This is a genomic window from Pseudomonas sp. P867 (assembly GCF_019891455.1).
GTDB classification, from domain to species: Bacteria; Pseudomonadota; Gammaproteobacteria; order Pseudomonadales; family Pseudomonadaceae; genus Aquipseudomonas; species Aquipseudomonas synxantha_A.
This window is the reverse complement of sequence record NZ_JAFLXB010000003.1, coordinates 186,304-211,785: the sequence shown is the minus strand read 5'-3', so window position 1 is coordinate 211,785 and position 25,482 is coordinate 186,304. Positions and strand designations below refer to the sequence as shown.

Below are 25,482 nucleotides of genomic sequence, written 5' to 3'. Positions count from 1 at the left end.
AGGAAACTGGTGGTGAAACGAGTGCATGTAGCAGCAGCGGTGATCCGCGGTGTCGACGGCAGGATCCTGTTGGCGCGCCGTGCCGATACCCAGCATCAAGGCGGCCTCTGGGAATTTCCCGGCGGCAAGGTGGAGGCCGATGAGTCGGTCGCCACGGCCTTGTCCCGTGAATTGCAGGAAGAACTGGGTATCCAGGTCACCACGGCGCGGCCGCTGATCAAGGTGCAGCACGACTACCCGGACAAGCAGGTATTGCTGGATGTCTGGGAAGTCTCGGCTTTTACCGGCGAGCCTCATGGGGCCGAAGGGCAGCCGTTGGAATGGGTGTCGCCGCGGGACTTGCTCAACTATGAGTTCCCGGCGGCGAATGCGCCGATTGTTGCTGCTGCGCGCCTGCCCGCCGAGTACCTGATCACCCCCGGTGAGCTGGAAACCCCGATGTTGTTGCGTGGTATCCAGAAGGCCATCGCTGGTGGCATCAAGCTGGTTCAACTGCGTGCGCCCAACGGCTATGACCCCAAATACCGCGATCTGGCGGTGGATGCGGTTGGCTTGTGTGCCGGCAAGGCACAACTGATGCTTAAAGGGCCGTTCGAATGGCTGGGGGATTTCCCTGCCGCCGGCTGGCACATGACCTCGGCGCAACTGCGTAAGTATGCGAGCAAAGGCCGACCGCTGCCGAAGGATCGCTGGTTGGCGGCTTCTTGCCACAACGCCGAAGAGCTGGCACTGGCAGAGATGATGGACGTGGACTTTGTCACCCTGTCGCCGGTACAGCCGACCCAGACGCATCCGGATGCGCAGCCTTTAGGTTGGGAGCAGGCGGCGCAGTTGATCGCCGGGTTCAGTAAGCCGGTGTTTCTGCTGGGCGGGGTTGGGCCTGCGCAGCGGGAGCAGGCCTGGGAAGCCGGGGCGCAAGGCGTGGCTGGGATTCGGGCCTTCTGGCCGCAGGTTTGATGTTGCGCTGACGGGCCCTATCGGGAGCAAGCCCCCTCCCACACTTGAATGTATTCACAATTCAAAATGTGGGAGGGGGCTTGCTCCCGATGAGGTCTTGCCAGTCACCCGATAAATCTCAGTGTGGCTTGGCAGCCGCCTGCCACAACACTTCAGCAACACCTTGGCGCCGGGCAATCACCCTGGCCGCCACAAACAGCAAGTCCGACAACCGATTGATATACGCCAATCCCACCCCCTCCAGCGGCTCCAGCGCATTCAGGTGCTGACACCGCCGCTCCGCACTGCGCGCCAGGCTACGACACACATGGGCTTGGGCGATCAACGCCGAGCCGCCAGGCAGGATGAAGTTCTCCAGCGGCCCAACCTCCTCATTCCAGCGATCAATCGCCGCTTCCAGCCGATCCACTTCCGCCGCATTCAATGCCTTGTACACCGGCATCGCCAGCTCGCCGCCCAGGTCGAAAAGGCGATGTTGGCAAGGTGTGAGCACCTCAATCACATCCATTAGCGCCGGATGCTTGCCGCTTTGCTCTTCAAGGTTGGCCAGCAGCAAGCCCAACTGGCTGTTCAGCGTATCCACCTCGCCAATCGCCTCCACGCGTGGGTGGTCCTTGGGCACGCGGCGGCCGTCGCCGAGGCCGGTCTCGCCCTTGTCGCCGGTACGGGTGTAGATCTTCGACAGGCGAAAGCCCATGGTCAGTGCTCCAGTTGGGTAAGTTCAGTGGGGGGCAATTGGCTGCCGGCAAGCGGCAGGCGCAAGGTAAAGCACGTGCCCTGGCCCAGGGTGGAATGCACTTCCATCTGGCCCTTGTGGTTGTTGGTAATGATGAAATACGACACCGACAGCCCAAGCCCGGTGCCCTGGCCGATTTCCTTGGTGGTGAAGAACGGCTCGAACGTGCGTTTGCGCACGTTTTCGCTCATGCCGATGCCGTTGTCTTCCACCTGGATTTCTGCCCACGGCGGGTTGAGGCGGGTGCGCAGGATAATGCGCCCCGGTTCGCTGTCGTCTTCACGCAGGTGAATGGCCTGGGCGGCGTTCTTCAGCAAATTGAGCAGCACTTGTTCCAGCTCGTTGGCGGTGCCGGGCACGGGGCCCAGTTGCGGGTCGAACTGGCGGATGATCGCTTGGCCCTTGAAGTCGAAGCCGATGGTGAGGTCGAAATCGTTGCCGGCAATTTCCACGGCCTGGTCGATCAAGGCCGGCAAGTCGCAGGGGGCCATCTGGCGATTACTGCGCCGGCTGAAGCTGAGCATGTGGGTGACGATTTTCGCGGCGCGGGCGCCAGCTTGCTGGATGCCGTCGAGCAACTGCGGGACTTCGCGGCCTTGCAGGTAGCGATTGACCGTGTCCAGTTCAATCCCCACTTGTTCGGCGAGCTCCAGGTTCTTGGGCAGGTCGGGGGACAGGCGGCGGCGAATGTTCTGCACGTTATGCAGGATGGCGCCCAGAGGGTTGTTGATCTCATGGGCCATACCGGCCGCGAGGCCGCCGACCGAGAGCATCTTCTCAGATTGCACCATCATTTCTTCCAGGGACAGGCGCTGGGTGATGTCGTCGATCCGGATCACCACGCCGCGCCCGGCACCGCCCATCAATGGATAGAACGTCAGGGCGTAATGCTTGGGCTCGTCGTCCTTGATCCAGGTGACCCGTTCTATCCGCTCCACCGAGTGTTGCTCCACCGTTGCCTTGATTTGTGGCAGGTACGGCTTGAGGGGCTGGAAGGCCAGAAAGATCGGCTGGTTCAGGGCTTCGTCCAGGCGCGTGCCGGAGAGAGCAGTGGCTTCCTGGTTCCACTGAGTGACGTAGAGCTGTTCATCCAGGGCGATCAGCGCCGAGGGCATCGAGTCGATGATGCTGTTGAGGTAGTTCTGGAAACCGGTGAGTTTTTTCTCGATCTTGCTGCGCACCTGAACTTCCAGTTCGAGCTTGCGGTTGGTATGCCGGGTTTCTTCGGCCAAACCCTGGGCCTGGTCGTAGGCGGCCTGGGAGTCGTCGCGGGCGCGCTTGAGTTGCTGCTCGCGGGCTTCGATACGCGACAGCATGGTGTTGAAAGCTTCGGCCAGGCTGCCGATTTCATCATGGTTGCCAGGCCCTGCGCGCAGGGCGTAGTTCTCTTCGCGGGTGACCTGGCGCGAAAGCTCTTCCAGTTCATGGATGGGGCGGGTAATCAGGCGTTTGATCTGCCGGGCGATGACCAGCCACAGCAACACACTGAAGATCAGGATGCCCAGGCTCGCGGTCAGCGTGCCGGTATAGAAGGCCACCGGCAGCTCACTTGTGGCCACCAGCAACAAATGCCCGGAAGGCTGGTTGCCACGGGGCAGGGTGATGACCTGGTTGCTGCGAAACTCGGTAACACGCCACGCTTCAATATGCCGGTAGTGGTCCGGCAGGTGCAGGCGGTCGCCGTGTTGCATCTGCGCCAGGCGGTTGCCTTCGCCGTCATACAGGGCGGCGGCGCGCAACGGTGAATAGCTGGTCAGTTCGTTGAGCAGTGCCTCGGCCTTGGTCGGGGATTCAAGCGCCTGTGCGGCAAGCGACGGGTTGGACACCAGCCGACCGATGGCCTGCAAGGCCTGGGGGGCCATGCTTTCCTGGGAGATCCAGTAAGCAGCGCTGATAAACGTCAGGTTGGCCACCAGCAATACGGTGGTCAACAGTACTAGCAGGGCCGCCAGCAGTTTCTGCCCTACCGGTAGATTTTCAAGACGCTGGCGCAGTGGCATCAGGGGGTTCCCAGGTGATAGACAGGTAGGCAGGGTAGCGCGTGCCTCAGTCGCTGGCCAATCCGCGTGCGAGCAAATGCGTCACCAGGCGCGTGTGCACCTGTTGCAGATGCGGCACTGCCAACTGATGGCGGGCCGCGGCCTGGCAAGCGTAGCCCAGCAGGTAGCTGATCTCGGTACGTCGGGCGTTGGCGACGTCCTGGTACATGGAGGAATAGTTGGCGGCGGTGGCCTGGATTACTCGCTCGACTTCGCTGTGCAAGTCCTGTGCAGCCGCAGGCTGGCCGCAGCGCTCCAGCAGTTCGGCCAGCTCGGCGCAGAGCGTGGCGACCTCGCAGTGGTGGGCGCTTAAACCGCCGTTGCGGCAGTGGTACAGCACGGTCAGTGGGTTGATGGCGCAATTGAGCGCGAGCTTGCGCCACAGGCGCGTCAGGATATCGGTGGCCCATTCATGGGGAATGCCCGCCGCTTGCAGATCATCCAGCCACAGCGGTGGGGTGGGATGGCTCGCGTCACCCAGCCAAGTGTAGCCATGGCCGGCGAATACCACGCGCCAATCGCCATCGCGAAATGCACCTTCAGTGCTGGAGGCAAAGATGCAGCGCGCCGACGGCCATTGCGCAGCCACCGCGTCCTGGCTGCCGAGGCCGTTTTGCAGCAGGATCAATTCGGCGTCCGGCGCCAGCCGATGCTGCAACTGGGCGATGGCGCTTTGAGCGTCGTAGGCTTTGCATGCTACTAGCAGACGCCGAATCGGCTCTGGGCTGTCAGGCGTTTCGCCGATGACCGGATAAGTGTGTTCCACACCGCGTTCCACCAGGGTCAGCCCTTGGCCGGCGCGATAGCTGGCCAGGCGCGCCTGGTTACGAAGAATCAGCCTGACGGGCACGCCGGCGCGCGCCAGTCGCGTGGCCCAGAGGGTGCCCAGGCTGCCGGCGCCAAGAATATGCCAGGGGGTCGACATCAGTGTGTGCTCCATAAGGTCGCCAGCGGTGAATGGCGCGAAAGAACCGCTATAATGCCCCGGAATTTTAGCTCGGGCGTGCTCCATCTCTACTGAGCCCGCCCCTTATATTGGAGAAATCACATGCCTTCGTTCGACGTGGTATCTGAACTGGACAAACACGAAGTCACCAACGCCGTCGAGAACGCCGTCAAGGAACTGGACCGTCGCTATGACCTGAAAGGCAAGGGCAGCTTCGAATTCAAGGAAAAGGAACTGACCGTCAACCTGACCGCTGAAGCCGATTTCCAGCTGGAAGCGATGATCGAGATCCTCAAGCTGGCCCTGGTCAAGCGCAAGATCGACGTGCAGTGCCTTGAAGTCAAGGACGCCTATGCTTCCGGCAAGCTGATGAAGCAGGAAGCCGTGCTCAAGGAAGGCATCGATAAGGAGCTGGCGAAGAAGATCGTCGCCCACATCAAGGACGCCAAGCTCAAGGTCCAGGCCGCCATTCAGGGCGAGCAGGTTCGCGTCACCGGCAAGAAGCGCGATGATCTGCAAGAGGCTATTGCGGCCCTGCGTGCCAAGACTTTCGATATGCCGCTGCAGTTCAATAACTTCCGCGACTGATGGCACTTTGGGGAACCTGTGGGTGTTTTTGACGTCCCACGCCCCAGAATCAGTGCCTACAATTGAGCCCTTCGGGGCTCAATTGCGTTTTCAGGCAGTCAATAGAGCCCTATCGCCGCACCACAGGAGAAAGTAGATGGATTTGAACGCTGAAATGGATCACCTGATCAAGACCTCCCAGTCTTGGATCCCCATGATCATGGAATATGGCAGCCGGGTATTACTGGCAGTGATCACCCTGGCCATTGGCTGGTGGCTGATCAATGTCTTTACCCATCGTGTAGGCCGTTTGCTGGCCGTGCGCAACGCCGACCTGGCGCTGCAGCACTTCGTCACCAGCCTGGCGAACATTGCGCTGAAAGTCATGCTGATCGTCAGCGTGGCCTCGATGATCGGCGTGGCAACCACCTCGTTCGTCGCCGCCATCGGTGCGGCAACCCTGGCGATCGGCCTGGCATTGCAGGGCAGCCTGGCGAACTTCGCTGGTGGTGTGCTGATTCTGCTGTTTCGTCCGTTCCGCATCGGTGACTGGATCGAAGCGCAGGGCACCTCGGGTACCGTCGATAGCATCCAGATCTTCCACACCGTGATCCGTACCGGTGACAACAAGACAGTGATCGTGCCGAACGGCATCCTGTCCAACGGCATCATCACCAATACCAACCGCCAGCCGACCCGCAAGGTGGTTTTTGATGTGGGCGTGGACTACGAGGCCGACCTGCAAAAAGCCCGTGAAGTGTTGCTGGAGCTGGCCAAAGATCCCCGCGTGCTGGCTGATCCTGCGCCTGTAGCGGTGGTATCGACCCTGGGCGACAGCTCCATCACCGTTTCGCTGCGCTGCTGGACCAACACCCCGGATTATTGGGACGTGGTGTTTATGTTTAATGAACTGGCACGTGACCGTTTGAAAGCGGCAGGGATTGATATTCCGTTTCCACAACGGGTTATTCGCGTGATGCAGGAAAGTGCGCCGAAATAACTTGGCGTACTGCTATCGAAGTTGGCCGAAAGGTCAGCTTTGATAAACTAGTTACTTAGCTTGCTAGTTGTTTTGTTGGTTGAAACAAAACTGCAATAAAAAAGCCGCTCCCTGTTAAACAGAGGAGCGGCTTTTTGTTTAAGGCCGAAGCCTCAAGCCATCGTTGTAATTAAACCGGCAATTACAAGATGTTCAGCGGGTAGTTCGCAATCAGGCGCAGTTCGTCGATCGAAGGCGAACCGTAGTAAACGCCATCCCCGGAACGATAAGTCGCTTGACGCAGGCGCAGGCTCAGGTTTTTTGCCGGGCCGCTCTGGATCACGTACTTGGCTTCGATGTCGCGTTCCCATTCTTTGCCGTTGCTGGTAGTGCCGGTGTTGGCGCCGCTACCGGTAACGTAACGCGTCATGAAGCTCAGGCCAGGAATGCCGAAGGTTGCCATGTTGATGTCATAGCGCGCCTGGTAGGACTTCTCGCCTTCGGCGTTGAAGTCGGAACGGGCGATGGAGTTGGCCAGGAACACCGTGCCGCCGCCGTCTACGCCGTAGCCGTAGTCGCCGTCACCGGTAACCTTCTGGGCTGCCAGGGTGAAGGTGTGCGCGCCGATTGTGTAGGCACCCTGCAAGCTGAACGCGCGGTTGTCGAGCTTGGTCACGCCATCCTTCTCTGCACGTTGCAGGCCGGCGCCATCGCTCTTGGTATCGTAGATGTTGAAGTCCAGCGCGAACGACTGGTCATCGCTCAGGGCGTGGGTCCAGTTCAGGTTGCTGTAGTACTTGCGGAAGTAATCTTCGGTTTTCGCGTAGTACAGGCTACCGGTGACTTCCGGAGTGAAGGCATAGACGCCGCCGACAAAGTCGGTTTTGGTCAGGCCCAGGCTGTCATGGTAGGTCTGGTTTTGCGCGACGCTTGAGGTGAAGTGGCCGCCCTCAAGCTTCAGGCCCTTGATCTCGTTGCTGGTGATCGAGATACCTTGTGGCAGCTCCGGCAACAGACGGCTGTCATCAGAGGCGAACACCGGTGCGGTGGTGTATTGGTCACCCACTTTCAACACGGTATTGGAGATGCGGAACTTAACTGCGCCGCCGCCTTTGGAGTAGTCGTCCTGGGAGCGACCGTCGGAACCGGTAGGGAACAGACCTGTGCCGGCGCGACCCTTGCCGCTGTCGAGCTTGAGGCCCATCAGGCCGATCACGTCCACACCGACACCAATGGTGCCCTGGGTGAAGCCCGATTCGTACAGGGCATTGAAGCCCAGGCCGGTTTCTTCGGCGCGGCTTTTACGCTTGCCGTTGACGGTGCTGTAACCGCCCCCTGGCTCATTACGGAAGTCACGGCTGAAGTACAGCGCGCGAGTATTGATGCTGAACGTGCTGTCTTCAACAAAGCCCTTGGAATCGTCCTGGGCGGACGCCATTGCGAACTGCGAGGTGCCTGCTGAAACAGCCAGGGCGATCATGCTCCACTTCATCACGCGCATCGTGATTTGCTCCTTTGGTTTTAGGAAGAGTACTGCCGTCCCACCTGTATTTTTATCTGGGCGGCTCTTTCTTTTTTTGCCGGCGCAAAGTTATCTCACGCAGGCTCTATTGACGATACTTACTCAATTATCCTTTCAGCTTCTTTACGAGGCTGTCGTAAATCGCTAGATCCATGTCGCAAATTCACAGCCCAAAATGTATCCAGGCTGACAACTTCAATGCTGTTTTCAGACTTCTTTCAAAGTTTGAACACTTCCTTGATACGCACTGAAACGCTACTACTTTTATCGCGAAACACCTGCTTCCAGACGGGTGCCGTTGCCGACGATACGGGGGTGAATGCAACAAGCGTGCTCAAACCGGCGACCGAATGTCATTTTTTCGTGAAAAACGTGATGGGAATGTAAAAACCGCATAAGCACGGGCCTCTTACGCCGTTTGGTTTGGGCTTGACGTCCAGGGTGTTACCACTGTCGGGTGCCCCGCAAAACCTTCACTTGGGTAAAACGTTACCGGTTCACCCCCATCAGTGGGTAGTTGGCGGATCCCTTTGACGCACGAGTGGGTCATTTTGGTGCGTGCCCTAAAGGCCCGGTCTAGCGTAGATCAACTGTTTTTCTGCCTCCAAAAGGTGCATTTTTTCACCCGCCCGCCTCAACAGTGCCAGGATTGGCCGTGAAGCCTTGGGCGTTCAAAGGTATGCTGGGCGCCTGTCCCGACCTGCCGAACGGAGTGCCCACGTGTTCGCCTTAGATCAACGCCTGCAACAAGACACCTTGGCCATTGGGGACTTCCCGCTCTGTCGCCTGCTGCTGTCCAATGACGCCAATTACCCCTGGTTCATTCTGGTGCCACGCATCGACGGTATCAGCGAAGTGTTTCAACTGGATGTCGCAGATCAACAAACCTTGTGGCAAGAAACGACGGCCCTGGCGCAACTGCTTAACGAGGGGCTGGCCGCTGACAAGATGAACATCGGTGCGCTGGGTAACGTCGTCAGCCAATTGCATGTGCATGTGATCGTGCGCAAACGCGATGACGCGGCCTGGCCGGCGCCGGTGTGGGGCAAGCATCCGGCCCGGCCCTATACCCAAGAGCAAGTGGCGGCGATTCGCGCTCGATTGCGTGCGCTGTTGCCTGCCGACTTCATCTTTACCCAGGACTGAATCATGGACCTGCAAGAGCGCGTTACCGACCTGGAAAGCCGCCTGGCCTTCCAGGACGACACCATCGAGACCCTCAACGACATCCTGGTCACACAGCAGCGGGCGGTTGAACGCCTGCAATTGCAAATGACGGCCTTGCTCAAGCGCCAGGAAGAAATGGGCGGCCAGTTCGAGTCATCTGAAGAAGAAGCGCCGCCGCCGCACTATTGAAATGCACAGGCCATAAAAAACCGCGATCCAGCCAACGCCGGATCGCGGTTTTTTTTGCTGCGAAGGCTTGGGATCAGCGACGCGGCAGGGCAGCGATGACGTCTTCGGCTTGCAGGCCCTTGTCACGGTTCATCACCGAGAACTCCACGCGCTGGCCTTCGACCAGCACGCGATGGCCTTCGCCACGGATAGCCCGGAAGTGGACGAAGATATCGTCGCCCGAATCGCGGGAAATGAAGCCGAAGCCTTTGGAGGTGTTGAACCACTTGACGGTACCGGTATCCCGGTTAGTCATGTCGTAGTTTTGCGACGCGGCCGCCGGAGACGAACGGTAGAAGCTGATGGCCAGGTGAAGAACAATGGCAACCACAGCAATCACCAGGCTGAGCAGGATAGCCGGATGGCCACCCACTTCAGGCATAGGCGCCAAAAGGGTGAGGGTTTGAACAACAACAGTCAGCACCAGCAGCGCACTGACCAGGTTTTGCAGTTGATGACGCGTGCCTTTGTTCCAGTAAGGGATTACCGGTGCGAGCGTCAGGTTAAGAAGGCCGAACAAGGCCAGGTACAGAGCGTCATGTTGTTGCAGGTAGGGCAGGCTTTCAGGCTGCAGGCTCGGGATAAAGGACAGCAGCAAAGCTGCAACGCCCGTTAGCAGGTGGACGATTTTCAACATTTTGATTAACTCACGTTAAGACGGATCACAAGGAAGAGCTGACTGGCACGGTTCGCTTCTGAACAATGGGAGGCGTTGAGCACGTGCACGGGTATCAGCCTATGTGAAGTGCCGCAGGAATAAACGGCAGCCACACGGCGTCTATTTAACAGCAAAGGCTGTGCCTACTCAAATCAAGCATTTCGGGGTGTTGCGACGGCAACGGCATTTGTGCAGCAAACGCTTGTCCTAGACAGGTGCAGGATTTTTTGGCGGGCGTTGCGAGACCGTTCCTACGGCTAAAAAGGCTTGCCAATTCGCGAGTTGCAAGCGATGCGGGGCGATTTGCCGCAGGTCGCCTGGGCGTGACGGGCTGCATGCGGCTCGCTCTCTTGCTAGAGTGGTCCTGCACCTGATCAATGAATACTCGTCAATTGAAGGGGAAAAACATGGCAATCGATATTGGTATCAGTGAAGAAGACCGTAAGTCCATCGTCGACGGACTTTCACGACTGCTGTCCGATACCTATGTTCTGTATTTGAAGACCCACAACTTCCATTGGAACGTCACAGGCCCCATGTTTCGTACGCTGCACTTGATGTTCGAGGAGCAGTACAACGAATTGGCGCTGGCGGTGGACTCCATTGCCGAGCGCATCCGTGCCCTGGGCTTCCCGGCGCCGGGCGCCTATTCAATCTACGCCCGCCTGTCTTCGATCAAGGAAGAGGAGGGTGTGCCGAGCGCCGAAGAGATGATCAAGCAACTGGTGGCCGGTCAGGAAGCGGTTACGCGTACCGCCCGAGGCATCTTCCCGCTGCTGGACAAGGTCAGCGATGAGCCGACGGCCGACCTGTTGACCCAGCGTATGCAGGTACACGAGAAAACCGCGTGGATGCTGCGTTCGCTGCTCGAAAACCAGTAACTGTCGAACCCGGGCGGCGCTGTTTCAGCGCTGCCTGCTTGTTTCCCTGCGCTTCCTGGCGTTGTCCTACGACTAACGACTCCCCGTCTTCTGGCTGCTGCACGCTGGGTGCTGTTTTATAGGCCCATCGTTCAATGGGAGAAGCCCATTGGCTGCTGTTTGGCAATGGAGTGTCGGGTGTATGTCACGTGGAATGGGTAAAGGAGTGATGGAAACCTGTGGTTTTCACAAGATAAAGGTCGACCCTTTTGCAAAAGGGTTCGATATGGGGCTGGCCAAGCCCTTGTCGCGGTCGGTCAGGCTCAATGGGTTTTCGACCTGCCTGCGGCTTGAGCAGATCTACTGGAACATCCTGACGGAGATCGCCAGGATCAATGCCTGTTCGGTCAGTGCCTTGTTGTCCTATGTCGATCGGGAAGTGCATTTGCGTTACGGAGGCGTGAAGAACTTCAGTGGGCTGGTGAGGGTGGTGTGCGTGGTTCACGTGCTCAAGGGCCGGGTTGCTCCCGCCGCTGAGGGCACCTTCGCGTCGTAGCCCGGCGGCCCTGGGCCCGGCCTTCATCCTTGTGGGCCGGCCCCGGGGCAGAAAGCCGGCTGCGCTGTGTCGATTTACCAGATATAATCCCGCGCTTTGCTGCGCATGCCGGGGCTTTATGCACAGGGCAGGGCGTGGCGCTGTAACGATCTGATCGCCGAGACATCTCCATGCCCATGTACGACTATCAATGCGCTTCCTGTGGTCACCAGTTGGAAGCCATTCAGAAGATCAGCGCAGCGCCGCTGGTCGATTGCCCTGCCTGCCAGGCACCTGAGTTGAAGAAGATGTTGTCCATGCCGGGCTTCCGCCTGAGCGGCAGCGGCTGGTACGAGACTGATTTCAAGACCGGTGCCAAGAAGAACCTGGCCGGCGGCGACAAAGCAGACTGAGTTGAACTCTACGCGCAGGCTCCTGCATTATCCGTCCCCTGCTTTAATGTACGGTGACGAGGCGGGCCTGCCACCGAATTTCGAATTACGAGAAGTGAAACCACGACCATGATGCGCAGCCACTATTGCGGCCAACTGAACGAGACCCTGGAAGGTCAGGAAATCACCCTTTGCGGATGGGTTCACCGTCGCCGCGACCACGGCGGGGTGATCTTCCTCGATATCCGTGATCGCGATGGTCTGGCCCAGGTGGTGTTCGACCCGGACCGCGCCGAGAGCTTCGCCGCCGCCGACCGCGTGCGCAGCGAATACGTCGTCAAGATCACCGGCAAGGTTCGCCTGCGTCCTGCCGGTGCCGTGAACAAGAACATGGCGTCCGGCGGCATTGAAGTGCTGGGCTATGAGCTGGAAGTGCTGAACGAGTCGGAAACCCCGCCGTTCCCACTCAACGAATACTCCGACGTGGGCGAAGAAACCCGCCTGCGCTACCGCTTCCTGGACCTGCGTCGTCCGGAAATGGCCGAGAAGCTGCGCCTGCGTTCGCGCATGACCACCAGCATCCGTCGCTTCCTGGACGAGAACGGCTTCCTCGACGTCGAAACGCCGATCCTCACCCGGGCTACCCCGGAAGGCGCGCGCGACTACCTGGTGCCTAGCCGTACCCACGCCGGCAGCTTCTTCGCCTTGCCGCAATCGCCGCAGCTGTTCAAGCAACTGCTGATGGTGGCCGGCTTCGACCGTTACTACCAGATCGCCAAGTGCTTCCGTGACGAAGACCTGCGCGCTGACCGCCAGCCGGAATTCACCCAGATCGACATCGAGACCAGCTTCCTCGATGAAAAAGAGATCATGGGCCTGACCGAGCAGATGATCCGCAACCTGTTCAAGGAAGTGCTGGACCTGGAGTTCGGCGAATTCCCGCACATGACCTTCGAAGAAGCCATGCGCCGCTACGGTTCCGACAAGCCAGACCTGCGTAACCCGCTGGAACTGGTGGACGTGGCCGACCAGCTCAAGGATGTCGACTTCAAGGTGTTCAGCGGCCCGGCCAACGACCCTAAATGCCGCATTGCTGCCCTGCGCGTACCTGGCGGCGCGAGCATGCCGCGCAAGCAGATCGACGACTACACCAAGTTTGTCGGCATCTATGGTGCCAAGGGCCTGGCGTACATCAAGGTCAACGAGCGCGCCAACGGCGTTGACGGCCTGCAATCGCCGATCGTGAAAAACATCCCTGAAGCCAACCTGAACACGATCCTCGATCGCGTCGGTGCCGTTGACGGCGACATCGTGTTCTTCGGCGCCGACAAGGCCAAGATCGTCAGCGAAGCCCTGGGCGCGCTGCGTATCAAGCTCGGTCACGACCTGAACCTGCTGACCTGCGAATGGGCACCGATGTGGGTCGTCGACTTCCCGATGTTCGAAGAGAACGACGACGGCAGCTTCAGCGCGTTGCACCACCCGTTCACCGCGCCGAAGTGCTCCCCGCAGGAGTTGGAAGCCAACCCGGCAGGCGCACTGTCCCGTGCCTACGACATGGTGCTCAACGGTACTGAGCTGGGTGGCGGTTCGATCCGTATCCACCGCAAAGAGATGCAACAAGCGGTGTTCCGCCTGCTGGGCATCAACGAAGCGGAACAGGAAGAGAAGTTCGGCTTCCTGCTCGACGCCCTGAAATACGGCGCGCCACCGCACGGTGGTTTGGCGTTCGGCCTGGACCGTCTGGTGATGCTGATGACCGGCGCCCAGTCGATCCGTGAAGTGATCGCCTTCCCGAAAACCCAGAGCGCTGCGGACGTCATGACCCAGGCCCCGGGTGTGGTGGATGCCAAGGCGTTGCGCGAACTGCACATCCGTCTGCGCGAGACGCCGAAGGCTGAGTAAGGCTGCAGCGTGAAAGCGCGATAAGGTTGTACGCAGTCAAAAAGGCGCATCTTCGGATGCGCCTTTGCGTTTAAAAGAGGGAAATCCCGCCGGGGGCGGGATTGATAAGGTTTCTAGAGAATTTCGGAGTTGTGTTATGGCTGGCCATTCCAAGTGGGCGAACATCAAGCACCGCAAAGAGCGTCAGGATGCCAAGAAGGGCAAGATCTTCACCAAGTGGATTCGCGAACTGACCGTCGCAGCCCGTCAGGGCGGCGGTGACCCGGGCTCTAACCCGCGTCTGCGCCTGGCGCTGGACAAGGCGCTGGGTGCCAACATGAGCCGCGACATCATTGACCGCGCCGTGGCTCGTGGTGCCGGTGCGGCCGACACCGACGATATGGTCGAACTGACCTATGAAGGCTACGGCCCGGGCGGCGTGGCGGTGATGGTCGAATGCATGACCGATAACCGCAACCGCACCGCCGCAGCCGTGCGCCACGCGTTCAGCAAATGCGGTGGCAACCTCGGCACGGATGGTTCGGTGGCCTACCTGTTCGAACGCAAAGGGCAGATCACCTTCGCGCCTGGCACCGATGAAGACGCGCTGATGGAGGCCGCGATGGAAGCGGACGCCGACGACGTGGTCACCAACGAAGACGGCTCTATCGATGTGTTTACCTCGTTCGCCAGCTTCTACGCCGTGCGTAATGCCCTGCAAGCTGCTGGTTTCAGCGGCACCGACGCGGAAATCGTGATGCTGCCGACCACCAGTGCCGAGCTGGACCTGGAGGGGGCGCAGAAGGTGTTGAAGATGCTGGATATGCTTGAAGACCTGGATGATGTGCAGAATGTGTATTCGAATGCCGACATCCCTGAGTCTGTGGCCGAACAGCTCACTTAAGAACGATGAATATCCCAATGTGGGAGGGGCTTGTGTGGGAGGGGGCTTGCTCCCGATGGCGGTGGGTCAGTCACAAATGTACTTACTGACACTCTCTCATCGGGAGCAAGCCCCCTCCCACATTAGAGTCTCTGTGTATCAAAAAATGTGTTTATCCAACCCGCAGGCGTTATGACTTTAATCCTAGGTATCGACCCCGGTTCGCGCATCACCGGTTTTGGCGTGGTGCAGCAGACCCCGCGCGGCTGCATCTATGTTGCCTCGGGCTGCATCCGCACCGGCGCAGGGGAATTGGCCGAGCGGCTGCAGATCGTCTATCGCGGCGTACGTGAAGTCATCCAGACCTACGGCCCGGTCACCATGGGCATCGAAAAGGTCTTCATGGCCAAGAACGCCGATTCGGCTCTCAAGCTCGGCCAGGCCCGTGGCGCTGCCATCGTGGCGGGTGCCGAGGAGGGCATGGAGATCGCTGAATACACCGCGACCCAGGTCAAACAGGCCGTGGTCGGCACCGGTGCAGCCAACAAGGAGCAGGTGCAGATGATGGTCATGCATATGCTCAAGCTCACCTCAAAACCGCAGATCGACGCCTCCGACGCCCTGGCTATCGCCATTTGCCATGCACACACCCGCTCCAGCCTGTTGCCTCACGGCTTGGGCACCGCACGTAGTCGTGGCGGGCGGCTGCGTCTCTGATAGCATCAGCGCAATCGTTATTTACGGTCAGGCCCTGACCTGACCCTCAAGCCTTAAGGATCTGAACCGTGATTGGACGCTTGCGCGGCACCCTGGCTGAGAAACAGCCGCCGCACCTGATTCTGGATGTGAATGGGTTGGGTTATGAGCTGGAAGTGCCCATGACCACGTTGTACCGCTTGCCGTCGGTCGGCGAGCCGATAACCTTGCACACGCATTTGGTAGTGCGTGAAGACGCGCAACTGCTCTATGGTTTCATCGGCAAGCGCGACCGCGATTTCTTTCGCGAGCTGATTCGTCTCAATGGTGTAGGGCCAAAATTGGCCCTGGCGTTGATGTCGAGCCTGGAAGTGGATGAGCTGGTACGTGCCGTTTCCGCCCAGGACACCTCGGCCTTGACCAAGGTGCCGGGTGTGGGCAAGAAGACCGCCGAGCGCTTGCTGGTGGAACTCAAGGACCGTTTCAAGGCCTGGGAAGTTGTACCGAGCATGTTCGCCCTGGTGCCGAACCAACCGGATATGCCGGCAGGGCAGGTCGCCAGTGCCGAAAGCGATGCGGTCAGTGCGCTGATTTCCTTGGGCTACAAGCCCCAGGAGGCCAGCAAGGCGGTATCGGCCATCAAGGACAAGAACCTGAGCAGCGAAGACATGATCCGCCGAGCCCTGAAGGGAATGATTTAAGTGATTGAAGCTGATCGTCTGATCGCGGCCACCGGCCCGCGTGACCGTGAAGAAGTCCAGGACCGGGCCATCCGCCCCCTGAGCCTGGCCGAATACATCGGCCAGCCCACCGTGCGCGAGCAGATGGAGCTGTTTATCCAGGCCGCGCGCGGGCGCAGTGAGTCCCTGGACCACACCCTGATCTTCGGCCCGCCGGGTTTGGGCAAGACTACCCTGGCCAATATCATCGCCCAGGAAATGGGCGTGTCGATCAAGTCCACCTCCGGCCCGGTGCTGGAGCGTCCTGGAGACCTGGCGGCACTGCTGACCAATCTTGAACCCCATGACGTGCTGTTTATCGACGAAATCCATCGGTTATCACCGATTGTCGAAGAAGTGCTGTACCCGGCGATGGAAGACTTCCAGCTCGACATCATGATCGGCGAAGGCCCGGCAGCCCGTTCGATCAAGCTCGACCTGCCACCTTTCACCCTGGTGGGTGCGACCACGCGTGCGGGTATGCTGACCAACCCGTTGCGAGACCGTTTCGGCATTGTTCAACGTCTGGAGTTCTATAGCACCGCTGATCTGGCGACCATCGTCAGCCGTTCGGCGAGCATCCTTGGCTTGCCCCTGGACCCGGAAGGCGCCTTTGAAATCGCCCGGCGCGCCCGCGGCACGCCACGTATCGCCAACCGTTTGCTGCGCCGCGTGCGCGATTTTGCCGAAGTGCGTGCCAAAGGGCACATCACCAAGGCGGTCGCGGACCTGGCCTTGAACCTGCTGGACGTGGACGAGCACGGCTTCGATCACCAGGATCGACGTCTACTCTTGACCATGATCGAGAAGTTCGACGGTGGCCCGGTCGGCGTGGACAGCCTGGCGGCGGCTATCAGTGAAGAGCGCCATACCATTGAGGATGTGCTGGAGCCGTACCTGATCCAGCAAGGCTATATCATGCGTACACCGAGGGGCCGGGTGGTGACGCGCCATGCCTATTTGCACTTTGGGCTAAACATTCCGTCACGATTGGGCGAGATGCCTGCGGTAGACGAATTCCTTGATGCAGTGGACGATTAAAAAGCTAACGCCGGACGATTTATCTGAGCTTTGTGCTGTCCCAGTGTCTGGCGTCGTCATTTGAGTCACTGCAAAAGCGTTCAGGAATGAAAAAACAGTTGTCCAGCCGGATTGGCAACCTGAGGAGTAAGCACTAGAGTATGCGCGCGCAAAACGGGGATCAGTCGTTCGCACATCGCTGTCGCGTTTATTACGAGGACACCGATGCCGGCGGCATCGTGTATTACGTCAACTACCTGAAATTCATGGAGCGGGCTCGAACCGAGCGGCTACGGGAGCTGGGCTTTGCCCAATCCACGCTGGCAGGGGAGGACCTGTTATTCGTCGTGCATTCCAGCGAGGCGCGTTATCACGCACCGGCGCGACTGGACGATGAATTGCTGGTCAGCGCTGAGGTCATCGAATTGAACCGTGCCAGCCTGCGATTCAAACAGCAGGTCAGGCGGGCAACGGATGCAACGCTGCTCTGTGAGGGGCAGTTCCTGGTGGCATGTGTACGCACCAACAGTTTGAAACCTCGGGCCATTCCCGAAACTCTACGCGCGGCCTTTGCCGCCGTGAGCGGCGCGGGTAAACAATCAAAGCAGGAGATTTAGCGTGGAACCTACCGTCGTCGACCATTCCTCCATGTGGAGCCTGGTCAGCAATGCCAGTGTCGTGGTTCAACTGGTCATGCTGACCCTGGTAGCCGCATCGGTTACCTCTTGGGTCATGATTTTTCAGCGCAGCAACATGCTGCGCGCCGGTCGACGTGCCCTGGAGAGCTTCGAAGAGCGCTTCTGGTCGGGTATCGACCTGTCCAAACTGTACCGCCAGGCCGGCAGCAACCCGGACCCGGATTCGGGCGTCGAGCAGATCTTCCGTGCCGGTTTCAAGGAATTCTCGCGCCTGCGCCAGCAGCCGGGTGTCGACCCTGAAGCGGTGATGGAAGGCGTGGCCCGTGCCATGCGCGTGGCCATCTCCCGCGAAGAAGAGAAACTCGAGCAGGGCCTGCCGTTCCTCGCCACCGTCGGTTCCGTCAGCCCGTACATCGGCCTGTTCGGTACCGTATGGGGGATCATGAACTCCTTCCGCGGCCTGGCCCAGGCCCAGCAAGCCACACTGGCCACCGTGGCTCCGGGTATTGCCGAAGCCCTGATCGCCACCGCGATCGGCCTGTTTGCCGCTATCCCCGCAGTAATCGCCTACAACCGTTTTGCCGCAACCAGCGAAACCTTGATCGGCCGTTACTACACCTTCGCCGATGAATTCCAGGCGATCCTGCACCGTAAAGTGCACACCAGCGAAGAATAAGCAGGTAATTCCCAATGGCTTTAATCGCTCGAGCTCGCAAAAAGCGCAAGCCGGTCGCCGAGATGAACGTAGTGCCCTACATCGACGTGATGCTGGTGCTGCTGGTGATCTTCATGGTGACCGCGCCGATGCTCAACCAGGGCGTGAAGGTTGATCTGCCCAAGGTTTCCAGTGAAGCCTTGCCGCAGGACAACAACACGCAGGTCCTGACCATTTCGATCAAGGCTGACAAGACCTATTACTGGAACCTTGGCAGCGAAGTCGACACCCAGAAGCAGCAGGACAAGGCCCTGACTTTGCCGGCGATGACCGATGCGGTGACCAAGATCATTCGCTCCGGCAACGAAGGCGGCAAGCACACTCAGGTATTTATCCGCGGCGACAAATCGGTCGACTACGGCTCCGTCATGGGTGCCATGGGCGGGCTGCAGAAAGCCGGCGTCGGTAACGTTGGCTTGATTACCGAGGCGCCCTGATGCAGCAACAGCGAGAGCCGTCCGCCTCGGAAAGCTACTTCTGGCCTGGCGTGTGGGCGATAGCCCTGCACGTCCTGGTGTTCGGCATGCTGTTTGTCAGCTTTGCCATGACCCCGGACCTGCCGCCAGCCAAGCCGATCGTGCAGGCGACCCTGTATCAGCTGAAATCGAAAAGCCAGGCCACCACCCAGACCAATCAGAAGATTGCAGGTGAGGCCCAGAAGTCGGCTGCGCGCCAGACTGAAGTCGAGCAGATGGAACAGAAGAAGGTCGAGCAGGAAGCGGTGAAGGCTGCTGCGGAACAAAAGAAAGAAGAGGCGGCTCAAAAGGCCGAGGAATCGAAAAAGGCCGACGAAGCCAAGAAAGCCGACGAGGCGAAAAAGGCTGATGAAGCCAAGAAAGCCGAGAAAGCTGCCGAAGCCAAAAAGGCTGAAGAGAAACAATTGGCTGATATAGCCAAGAAGAAATCTGAAGAAGAAGCCAAGAAGGCTGCCGAGGAAGAGGCCAAGAAAAAGGCCGCTGAAGAAGCCAAGAAAAAGATAGTCGAAGACGCGAAGAAGAAAGCCGCCGAAGACGCCAAGAAAAAAGCTGAAGCAGACGAGGCGAAGAAGAAAGTCGCCGACGAAGCGAAGAAGAAAGCTGCCGCCGACGCCTCCAAGAAAAAGGCCCAGGAAGCAGCACGCAAATCCGCCGAAGAGAAAAAGGCCCAGGCCCTGGCAGATTTGCTTTCCGACACGCCGCAGCGTCAGCAAGCCCTGGCCGATGAACGTGGTGATGAAGTCGCGGGCAGTTTCGACGATCTGATTCGAGCGCGGGCAGCGGAAGGCTGGACACGTCCACCTTCGGCACGCAAAGGCATGACAGTAGTGCTGCAGATCGGCATGTTGCCGGACGGTACGGTGACTTCGGTCAGCGTGGCCAAGTCCAGTGGTGACGGTACGTTCGACAGTTCAGCGGTTGCCGCAGTCAAGAATATTGGCCGGTTGACCGAGATGCAGGGAATGAAACCAAGTGACTTCGCTCCCTATCGTTCATTCAAGATGACATTCACACCTGAGGATCTAGCCTTGTGAGAAACCTTCTTCGAGGAATGCTTGTCGTTATTTGCTGTATGGCAGGGATAGCGGCGGCGGATGAAAAGAACATCCTGGTAACCAGCGGCAGCGATCGGGCTACTCCGATTGCAGTCGTACCCTTCGGTTGGCAGGGCGGCAGCGTGCTGCCGGACGACATGGCCCAGATCGTCAGCGACGACCTGCGTAACTCCGGTTACTACGCGCCGATCCCCAAAGGCAACATGATCAGCCAGCCCAACCAGGCCAGCGAAGTCGTGTTCCGTGACTGGAAAGCCGTGGGCGCGCAGTACGTGATGGTCGGCAACATCACGCCGGCCGGTGGTCGCCTGCAGATCCAGTACACGTTGTTCAACGTGGCTACCGAGCAGCAGGTATTGACCGGCAGCGTATCGGGTACCGCCGAGCAACTGCGCGACATGGCCCACTACATCTCGGACCAGTCGTTTGAAAAGCTCACCGGTATCAAAGGGGCGTTCTCGACGCGCCTGCTGTATGTCACGGCTGAGCGTTTCTCGGTAGACAACACCCGCTACACCCTGCAACGTTCGGACTACGACGGCGCACGTGCAGTGACCTTGCTGCAGTCCCGCGAGCCAATCCTGTCGCCGCGCTTCGCGCCGGACGGCAAGCGTATTGCCTACGTATCGTTCGAACAGCGTCGCCCGCGCATCTTCGTGCAGCACATTGATACGGGTCGTCGCGAGCAGATCACCAACTTTGAAGGCCTCAACGGTGCGCCAGCCTGGTCGCCGGATGGTTCGCGCCTGGCTTTCGTGCTCTCCAAGGACGGCAATCCGGATATCTACGTGATGAACATGGCCTCGCGCCAACTGAGTCGCGTGACCAGCGGCCCGGGCATCAACACCGAACCGTTCTGGGGTAAGGATGGTTCGACCATCTACTTCACCTCCGACCGTGGCGGCAAGCCTCAGGTCTACAAGGCAAACGTGAACGGTGGCGGTGCTGAGCGTGTGACCTTTATCGGTAACTACAACGCCAACCCCAAGCTTTCGGCCGATGAAAAGACGTTGGTGATGATTCACCGTCAGGATGGTTTCACTAATTTCCGGGTTGCGGCCCAGGATTTGCAGCGCGGAACCGTTAAAATCCTTACAGATACCAACCTTGATGAGTCAGCCACTGTTGCGCCCAACGGCACCATGGTAATCTACGCCACCCGCCAGCAGGGCCGGGGAGTCTTGATGCTCGTGTCCATCAATGGACGCGTAAGGCTCCCACTTCCTACCGCACAAGGCGAAGTCAGAGAACCATCCTGGTCCCCTTACCTGAACTGACGCGGCGCTACAAAAAGAAGTACTTAACACACTGGGGTTCATTAGGAGTTTCACGATGGAAATGCTGAAGTTTGGTAAGTTTGCTGCTCTGGCTCTGGCTCTGTCCGTAGCCGTTGGTTGCTCCTCTAAAGGCGGCGACAATGCCGGTGAAGGCGCAGCTGTTGATCCAAACGCTGGTTACGGCGCTAACACTGGTGCGGTCGACGGCTCCCTGAGCGAAGAAGCTGCTCTGCGCGCTATCACCACTTTCTACTTCGAATACGACAGTTCGGACCTGAAGCCAGAAGCCATGCGCGCTCTGGACGTTCACGCCAAGGACCTGAAAGCTAACGGCGCTCGCGTTGTTCTGGAAGGTAACACTGACGCCCGTGGTACTCGTGAGTACAACATGGCACTGGGCGAGCGTCGTGCGAAAGCCGTTCAGCGCTACCTGGTACTGCAAGGTGTTGCTCCAGGCCAACTGGAACTGGTTTCCTACGGTAAAGAGCGTCCAGTTGCAACTGGCAACGACGAACAGTCGTGGGCTCAGAACCGTCGCGTCGAACTGCGTAAGTAATTCGTCATGCGAACGTGCCGTCGTGCTCTGACTGTATTGGCTCTCAGCCTCGCCCCGCTTGCGGTGTGGGCTGCGGTTCCTGTAACGGATAGCAACTCAGGCTATAACAATAGCGGGAGCAGTTATCCGCCAGCAGGTTATGGCACGAACGGCGCCTATGCTGGGGGAGCGGCTACGTCCGCTCCCTCGGCACAGGGCGAGCTGTTCAACCAGCTGCAACGCATGCAGGATCAATTGGCGCAGCAGCAAGGCACCATTGAAGTTCTGCAAAATGAAGTGCGTCAGCTGAAGCAAGAAGGCCTGGAGCGTTACCAGGATCTTGATCGTCGTATTGGAGCCGGTGTTGCACCTGCCGCTACTCCTGATAATTCTGCTGCCGGTGGCGCGCCAAGCGCTGCTGCCGGTGGCGCTGCAGCTGGAGCCGCCGCGGCTGCCCCTGCCGCCAGCAGTGAACCGGGTGATCCGGCGAAGGAAAAGCTGTATTACGATGCAGCCTTCGACCTGATCAAGGCCAAGGATTTCGATAAGGCCAGCCAGGCCTTTACCGCATTCCTGCGCAAGTACCCCAACAGCCAGTACGCGGGCAATGCCCAGTACTGGTTGGGCGAGGTCAACCTGGCAAAGGGTGATTTGCAGGGGGCAGGCCAGGCTTTTGCCAAGGTCAGCCAGCTGTACCCCAAGCACGCCAAGGTGCCGGACTCGCTGTACAAGCTCGCTGACGTAGAGCGCCGCCTGGGTCATACCGACAAGGTCAAAGGCATTCTGCAACAGGTGGTTGCCCAGTATCCGGGTACCTCCGCCGCGCAGTTGGCCCAGCGCGATCTGCAACGCTTGTAAGCAATACCGCCCGTTTAGAAGAAACCCGCGCCTGGCGCGGGTTTTTTCGTTAGAATCCACGCCCTTTTATGAAACACGCTTCCTGGGGTTGGCGCGTTGGCGCAATCCCTTGAAGTGCCTGACGGAGGCGGACAGCCTGTTTAGCTGTTACGCCCGTGGCGACTATGCAAGACACATTACGTATTACCGAAGTCTTTTACTCGTTGCAGGGTGAAACGCGCACTGCTGGCCTGCCCACCGTATTTGTGCGGCTCACCGGCTGCCCATTGCGTTGCCAATACTGCGACAGCGCCTACGCCTTCAGCGGCGGCACCGTGCGCACCCTCGACGACATCCTGGAACAGGTTGCCGGCTACCGGCCGCGCTACGTCTGCGTGACGGGCGGTGAGCCGTTGGCGCAACCCAATGCCATTCCCTTGCTCAAGCAGCTGTGTGACGCCGGTTACGAGGTCTCACTGGAAACCAGCGGCGCCTTGGACATTTCCGCTGTCGATCCGCGTGTAAGCCGGGTGGTCGACCTCAAGACCCCCGACTCCAAGGAAGCCCACCGCAACCGCTACGAGAACATCGGCTTGTTGACGGCCAACGACCAGGTCAAGTTCGTCATCTGTTCCCGCGACGATTATGACTGGGCGACTTCCAAGCTGATCCAGTATGGCCTGGAGCGTCGCGCGGGCGAGGTGCTGTTCTCGCCCAGCCATCACGACCTGAATGCCCGTGAGTTGGCGGACTGGGTAGTGGCAGACAACCTGCCGGTGCGCCTGCAATTGCAGCTGCATAAGTACCTGTGGAACGACGAGCCGGGGCGCTGATCCGGCTGCTGCGAGAGACGTTCTGCCCACCGAATTACCGTTCAAATGCGTTTTTTCTGATTTATTTCAAATAAGGTGTTGAATAATCCTTAGAAATCAGTATTATACGCGCCACCACGCAGCGGGTCGTTAGCTCAGTTGGTAGAGCAGTTGGCTTTTAACCAATTGGTCGTAGGTTCGAATCCCACACGACCCACCATTTTTGGCGGTTTAGAAAATCCGGAAGGCCCACGCAAGTGAGGATTTCCGGGTTTTTTTTTGCCTGCCATTTGGCCTGTCCGAGTCGACGTTGGGTCAACGTCTGCTCAGATTTCCGTTGTCGTCCAGACATTCCTTAAATCAATCAAATACTCATACGCGGACCGGTGTTGGCCGAATAGTCCGGTCGTTCGTGTGCGTGTTCAATGTGTATCAAATTTGATACCACTGGTCGGAAAACAACCAGAAACTTCAAGCGAGATCTGTTCCTATTTTATTTTTTTCGTTAGCCATCAGTTGGTTGCGTGTTTTTTAGGGCTTTTCCTAAAGTTTGGTCAGATTATTGGCGAGAAAGGTGGTCGATGTTAATTTGCCACCCTTCGTAAATTCGATGGATCGAACATGTCTGCCTCACTGCCACGGACTCGGTATTCACTGAGCATTGCCCTGCTTGCCTGCCTCGCTTCCCACTGCGTGATGGCGGCAACCCTGCCGGGTGATCAGGACCTGATCCGCGAGCGGCAAAACCGCCTGTTGGAAGATCAGCAGCGCCGTCTTGAGCAGCTCAAGGAACTGCCCGGCAAAGCGGCCAGGCCCGAAGCGCCGGCAGCCCCGGTGGACAGTCGTTGCTTCCCGATCCAGACCATTGAACTCCAGGGTGCCGACCACCTGCCTGCCGCTGAACGCGAGCGTCTACTCAAACCGTACGCCGGTCAGTGCCTGGGCGTTGCACAACTCAATGCCCTGCTCAAAGACATCACCAACTACTACATCGACAAAGGCCTGGTGACCAGCCGCGCCTACTTGCCGCAGCAGGATATGTCCAAAGGGCATCTGCAAGTCCTGGTGGTGGAAGGCAAGCTTGAAGGCCTGAAGGGCGCCGACAGCAGCAAGCTGTCGGACCGCGAACTGGCCATGGCCTTTCCCGGCAAAAGCGGCGAGATATTGAACCTGCGAGAAATCGAGCAGGCTGTCGATCAACTCAACCGTTTACCGTCCAATCAGGCACAGATGGAGCTGACGCCGGGCGAGGCCGTGGGCGGCAGCTCGGTAATGGTCAAAAACAACCCGCAAAAGCCATGGCGTGCCAGCCTGTCGCGTAACAACGATGGCCAGAAAAGCACCGGCGAACAACAGTGGGGTACCGGCTTTGAATGGGACAGCCCGCTGGGCCTGGCCGATCAACTGATTCTGCGCGGCGGCCACGACGCCGTCAGCGATCACCAGAAAACCTCCAAGAACGCGATGCTGTACTACAACGTGCCCTGGGGCTGGTGGAACTTCAGCTACAGCTACAACCAGAGCGACTACCGTTCGGTCGTCCAGGGCGATGGTTTCGACTTCAAGCAAACCGGGGACAGTGAAAACCATCAGTTGCGCGCTGAGCGGGTGATCCACCGTGATGCCGTGAGCAAAACCTCGCTCAACGTCGGCCTGTCCCACCTGCGTACCAACAATTACATCGAAGACAGCCGCTTGGCCGTCAGCAGCAATCGGCTCAGCGAGTTGCAGTGGGGCATCAACCACGGTCGGCGAGTTGGCAGTGCTTTTGTCAACATTGACCTCGGTATGCAGGACGGCATTGGTTTGCTTGATGCCCAGGCCCAACATGAGCGCGATCAGAACGGCAATCGACTGGCCAACTCCCGCTACCGCAAATACACCACCACCGTCAGCTACCTGCAACCGTTCACGCTGTGGGGCGAGTCGTTCAGTTTCACCAGCCTGGCCACCGGCCAGCGCAGTGAAGACGTGCTGTTCAGCCCCCAGCGCATGAGCCTCGGCGGCTCGGCGTCGATACGTGGCTACAAGGACCAGCAACTGACCGGCGACAGTGGCGGCTACTGGCGCAATGACCTGCGCTGGAGCCGCCCGGTGACCCTCGGTTGGCTGCGCCCGGTGTTCGGTGAATACGGTGCCAGCGTGGGCTACGACCAGGGCGTGATCCGCAACGGTCGCTACAACGGCGAAGTGCACGGCCGCGTCTCAAGCAACTCGCTTGAGCTGTTCGCCCGCGGCAAACACGTCAGTACCAGCGTGACCTTTGCCCACTCGCTGGAACGACCGGCCGCGCTGTTTGAGCGTGAAGCACCGATCTACTTCCGCATGGATTTCTTCCTGTAATTCAAC

At 59.1% G+C, this 25,482-nt stretch carries 27 protein-coding genes and 1 tRNA gene; 23 read left to right on the top strand and 5 right to left on the bottom strand.

Annotation, left to right across the window (positions count from 1 at the left end; genetic code table 11):
* The first annotated feature begins 12 nt into the window (after positions 1–12).
* Positions 13–957, top strand: coding sequence for a Nudix family hydrolase (locus J1G33_RS07370; protein WP_032881235.1), 945 nt, complete (start codon positions 13–15; stop codon positions 955–957).
* A 118-nt stretch (positions 958–1,075) separates the two neighbouring features.
* On the opposite strand, the gene J1G33_RS07365 is transcribed toward J1G33_RS07370, so the two are convergent.
* From J1G33_RS07365 to J1G33_RS07355, 3 genes are read right to left on the bottom strand one after another with little or no spacing between them, the layout of a single operon-like run.
* Entirely contained in the window at positions 1,076–1,654 is a 579-nt protein-coding gene (locus tag J1G33_RS07365) for a cob(I)yrinic acid a,c-diamide adenosyltransferase (protein WP_005790941.1), read from the bottom strand.
* A gap of 2 nt (positions 1,655–1,656) precedes the next feature.
* Entirely contained in the window at positions 1,657–3,693 is a 2,037-nt protein-coding gene (locus J1G33_RS07360; protein WP_223017869.1) for an ATP-binding protein, read from the bottom strand.
* Positions 3,694–3,739: 46 nt separating this feature from the next.
* On the bottom strand, positions 3,740–4,657 hold the full coding sequence (locus J1G33_RS07355) for a putative 2-dehydropantoate 2-reductase (RefSeq protein ID WP_223017868.1): 918 nt from the start codon (positions 4,655–4,657) through the stop codon (positions 3,740–3,742).
* A gap of 123 nt (positions 4,658–4,780) precedes the next feature.
* Between J1G33_RS07355 and J1G33_RS07350 the strand changes: the two genes are divergently transcribed.
* Both J1G33_RS07350 and J1G33_RS07345 read left to right on the top strand, forming a co-directional pair.
* Positions 4,781–5,266, top strand: coding sequence for a YajQ family cyclic di-GMP-binding protein (locus tag J1G33_RS07350; protein ID WP_003193880.1), 486 nt, complete (start codon positions 4,781–4,783; stop codon positions 5,264–5,266).
* Positions 5,267–5,402: 136 nt separating this feature from the next.
* Positions 5,403–6,245, top strand: a complete 843-nt coding sequence (locus J1G33_RS07345) for a mechanosensitive ion channel family protein (RefSeq protein ID WP_005790935.1) — start codon at positions 5,403–5,405, stop codon at positions 6,243–6,245.
* 181 nt (positions 6,246–6,426) lie between these two features.
* Here J1G33_RS07345 and J1G33_RS07340 read toward each other — a convergent pair whose 3' ends face one another.
* Complete coding sequence (locus J1G33_RS07340; protein WP_078822193.1) at positions 6,427–7,725, bottom strand: OprD family porin; 1,299 nt, start codon at positions 7,723–7,725, stop codon at positions 6,427–6,429.
* Positions 7,726–8,466: 741 nt separating this feature from the next.
* On the opposite strand from J1G33_RS07340, the gene J1G33_RS07335 reads away from it, so the two are divergent.
* Both J1G33_RS07335 and J1G33_RS07330 read left to right on the top strand, forming a co-directional pair.
* The gene (locus J1G33_RS07335) at positions 8,467–8,892 is read left to right on the top strand and encodes an HIT domain-containing protein (RefSeq protein WP_032879698.1); all 426 of its coding nucleotides are present in this window, start codon (positions 8,467–8,469) and stop codon (positions 8,890–8,892) included.
* Positions 8,893–8,895: 3 nt separating this feature from the next.
* The gene (locus tag J1G33_RS07330) at positions 8,896–9,102 is read left to right on the top strand and encodes a SlyX family protein (protein WP_005790924.1); all 207 of its coding nucleotides are present in this window, start codon (positions 8,896–8,898) and stop codon (positions 9,100–9,102) included.
* A gap of 73 nt (positions 9,103–9,175) precedes the next feature.
* Here the strand turns inward: J1G33_RS07330 and J1G33_RS28055 are convergent, their stop codons facing one another.
* Positions 9,176–9,778 carry a cold-shock protein gene (locus J1G33_RS28055; RefSeq protein ID WP_005790922.1) on the bottom strand — a complete coding sequence of 201 codons (603 nt, stop codon included), beginning with the start codon at positions 9,776–9,778 and terminating at the stop codon, positions 9,176–9,178.
* 428 nt (positions 9,779–10,206) lie between these two features.
* On the opposite strand from J1G33_RS28055, the gene J1G33_RS07320 reads away from it, so the two are divergent.
* The 18 genes from J1G33_RS07320 (at position 10,207) to J1G33_RS07235 (ending at position 25,476) form a co-directional block, all read left to right on the top strand.
* On the top strand, positions 10,207–10,680 hold the full coding sequence (locus J1G33_RS07320) for a Dps family protein (protein ID WP_003193874.1): 474 nt from the start codon (positions 10,207–10,209) through the stop codon (positions 10,678–10,680).
* Positions 10,681–10,861: 181 nt separating this feature from the next.
* Entirely contained in the window at positions 10,862–11,215 is a 354-nt protein-coding gene (locus J1G33_RS07315; protein ID WP_032803701.1) for a ribbon-helix-helix domain-containing protein, read from the top strand.
* A gap of 170 nt (positions 11,216–11,385) precedes the next feature.
* Entirely contained in the window at positions 11,386–11,607 is a 222-nt protein-coding gene (locus tag J1G33_RS07310; RefSeq protein WP_003193872.1) for a zinc ribbon domain-containing protein, read from the top strand.
* A gap of 108 nt (positions 11,608–11,715) precedes the next feature.
* The gene (aspS, locus tag J1G33_RS07305) at positions 11,716–13,491 is read left to right on the top strand and encodes an aspartate--tRNA ligase (RefSeq protein ID WP_005790914.1); all 1,776 of its coding nucleotides are present in this window, start codon (positions 11,716–11,718) and stop codon (positions 13,489–13,491) included.
* 136 nt (positions 13,492–13,627) lie between these two features.
* Positions 13,628–14,374, top strand: coding sequence for a YebC/PmpR family DNA-binding transcriptional regulator (locus J1G33_RS07300; protein WP_032879699.1), 747 nt, complete (start codon positions 13,628–13,630; stop codon positions 14,372–14,374).
* Positions 14,375–14,545: 171 nt separating this feature from the next.
* Complete coding sequence (ruvC, locus tag J1G33_RS07295; protein WP_005790910.1) at positions 14,546–15,070, top strand: crossover junction endodeoxyribonuclease RuvC; 525 nt, start codon at positions 14,546–14,548, stop codon at positions 15,068–15,070.
* Positions 15,071–15,138: 68 nt separating this feature from the next.
* Positions 15,139–15,750 (top strand): Holliday junction branch migration protein RuvA, encoded by a 612-nt coding sequence (gene ruvA / locus J1G33_RS07290; RefSeq protein ID WP_003175802.1) that lies wholly within the window; start codon positions 15,139–15,141, stop codon positions 15,748–15,750.
* The gene (gene ruvB, locus J1G33_RS07285; RefSeq protein ID WP_005790907.1) at positions 15,751–16,809 is read left to right on the top strand and encodes a Holliday junction branch migration DNA helicase RuvB; all 1,059 of its coding nucleotides are present in this window, start codon (positions 15,751–15,753) and stop codon (positions 16,807–16,809) included.
* A gap of 140 nt (positions 16,810–16,949) precedes the next feature.
* On the top strand, positions 16,950–17,405 hold the full coding sequence (gene ybgC / locus J1G33_RS07280; RefSeq protein WP_003175800.1) for a tol-pal system-associated acyl-CoA thioesterase: 456 nt from the start codon (positions 16,950–16,952) through the stop codon (positions 17,403–17,405).
* A 1-nt stretch (position 17,406) separates the two neighbouring features.
* Positions 17,407–18,102, top strand: a complete 696-nt coding sequence (gene tolQ / locus J1G33_RS07275) for a protein TolQ (RefSeq protein ID WP_003193865.1) — start codon at positions 17,407–17,409, stop codon at positions 18,100–18,102.
* A gap of 23 nt (positions 18,103–18,125) precedes the next feature.
* Positions 18,126–18,578 carry a protein TolR gene (gene tolR, locus J1G33_RS07270; RefSeq protein WP_161793227.1) on the top strand — a complete coding sequence of 151 codons (453 nt, stop codon included), beginning with the start codon at positions 18,126–18,128 and terminating at the stop codon, positions 18,576–18,578.
* A complete protein-coding gene (gene tolA, locus J1G33_RS07265; protein WP_005790902.1) occupies positions 18,578–19,651 on the top strand; it encodes a cell envelope integrity protein TolA in 1,074 nt (357 codons plus the stop codon). Before tolR ends, tolA begins: the two co-directional genes overlap by 1 nt.
* 17 nt (positions 19,652–19,668) lie before the next feature.
* Complete coding sequence (gene tolB / locus J1G33_RS07260; protein WP_032803700.1) at positions 19,669–20,949, top strand: Tol-Pal system beta propeller repeat protein TolB; 1,281 nt, start codon at positions 19,669–19,671, stop codon at positions 20,947–20,949.
* Between the two features lie 55 nt (positions 20,950–21,004).
* Positions 21,005–21,505, top strand: a complete 501-nt coding sequence (gene pal / locus J1G33_RS07255) for a peptidoglycan-associated lipoprotein Pal (RefSeq protein ID WP_003193861.1) — start codon at positions 21,005–21,007, stop codon at positions 21,503–21,505.
* Between the two features lie 6 nt (positions 21,506–21,511).
* On the top strand, positions 21,512–22,342 hold the full coding sequence (gene ybgF, locus J1G33_RS07250) for a tol-pal system protein YbgF (RefSeq protein WP_148852625.1): 831 nt from the start codon (positions 21,512–21,514) through the stop codon (positions 22,340–22,342).
* Between the two features lie 164 nt (positions 22,343–22,506).
* A complete protein-coding gene (gene queE, locus J1G33_RS07245; RefSeq protein ID WP_223017867.1) occupies positions 22,507–23,154 on the top strand; it encodes a 7-carboxy-7-deazaguanine synthase QueE in 648 nt (215 codons plus the stop codon).
* A 123-nt stretch (positions 23,155–23,277) separates the two neighbouring features.
* A tRNA-Lys gene (locus J1G33_RS07240) sits at positions 23,278–23,353 on the top strand.
* A 401-nt stretch (positions 23,354–23,754) separates the two neighbouring features.
* Entirely contained in the window at positions 23,755–25,476 is a 1,722-nt protein-coding gene (locus J1G33_RS07235; protein ID WP_223017866.1) for a ShlB/FhaC/HecB family hemolysin secretion/activation protein, read from the top strand.
* Positions 25,477–25,482 lie beyond the last annotated feature (6 nt).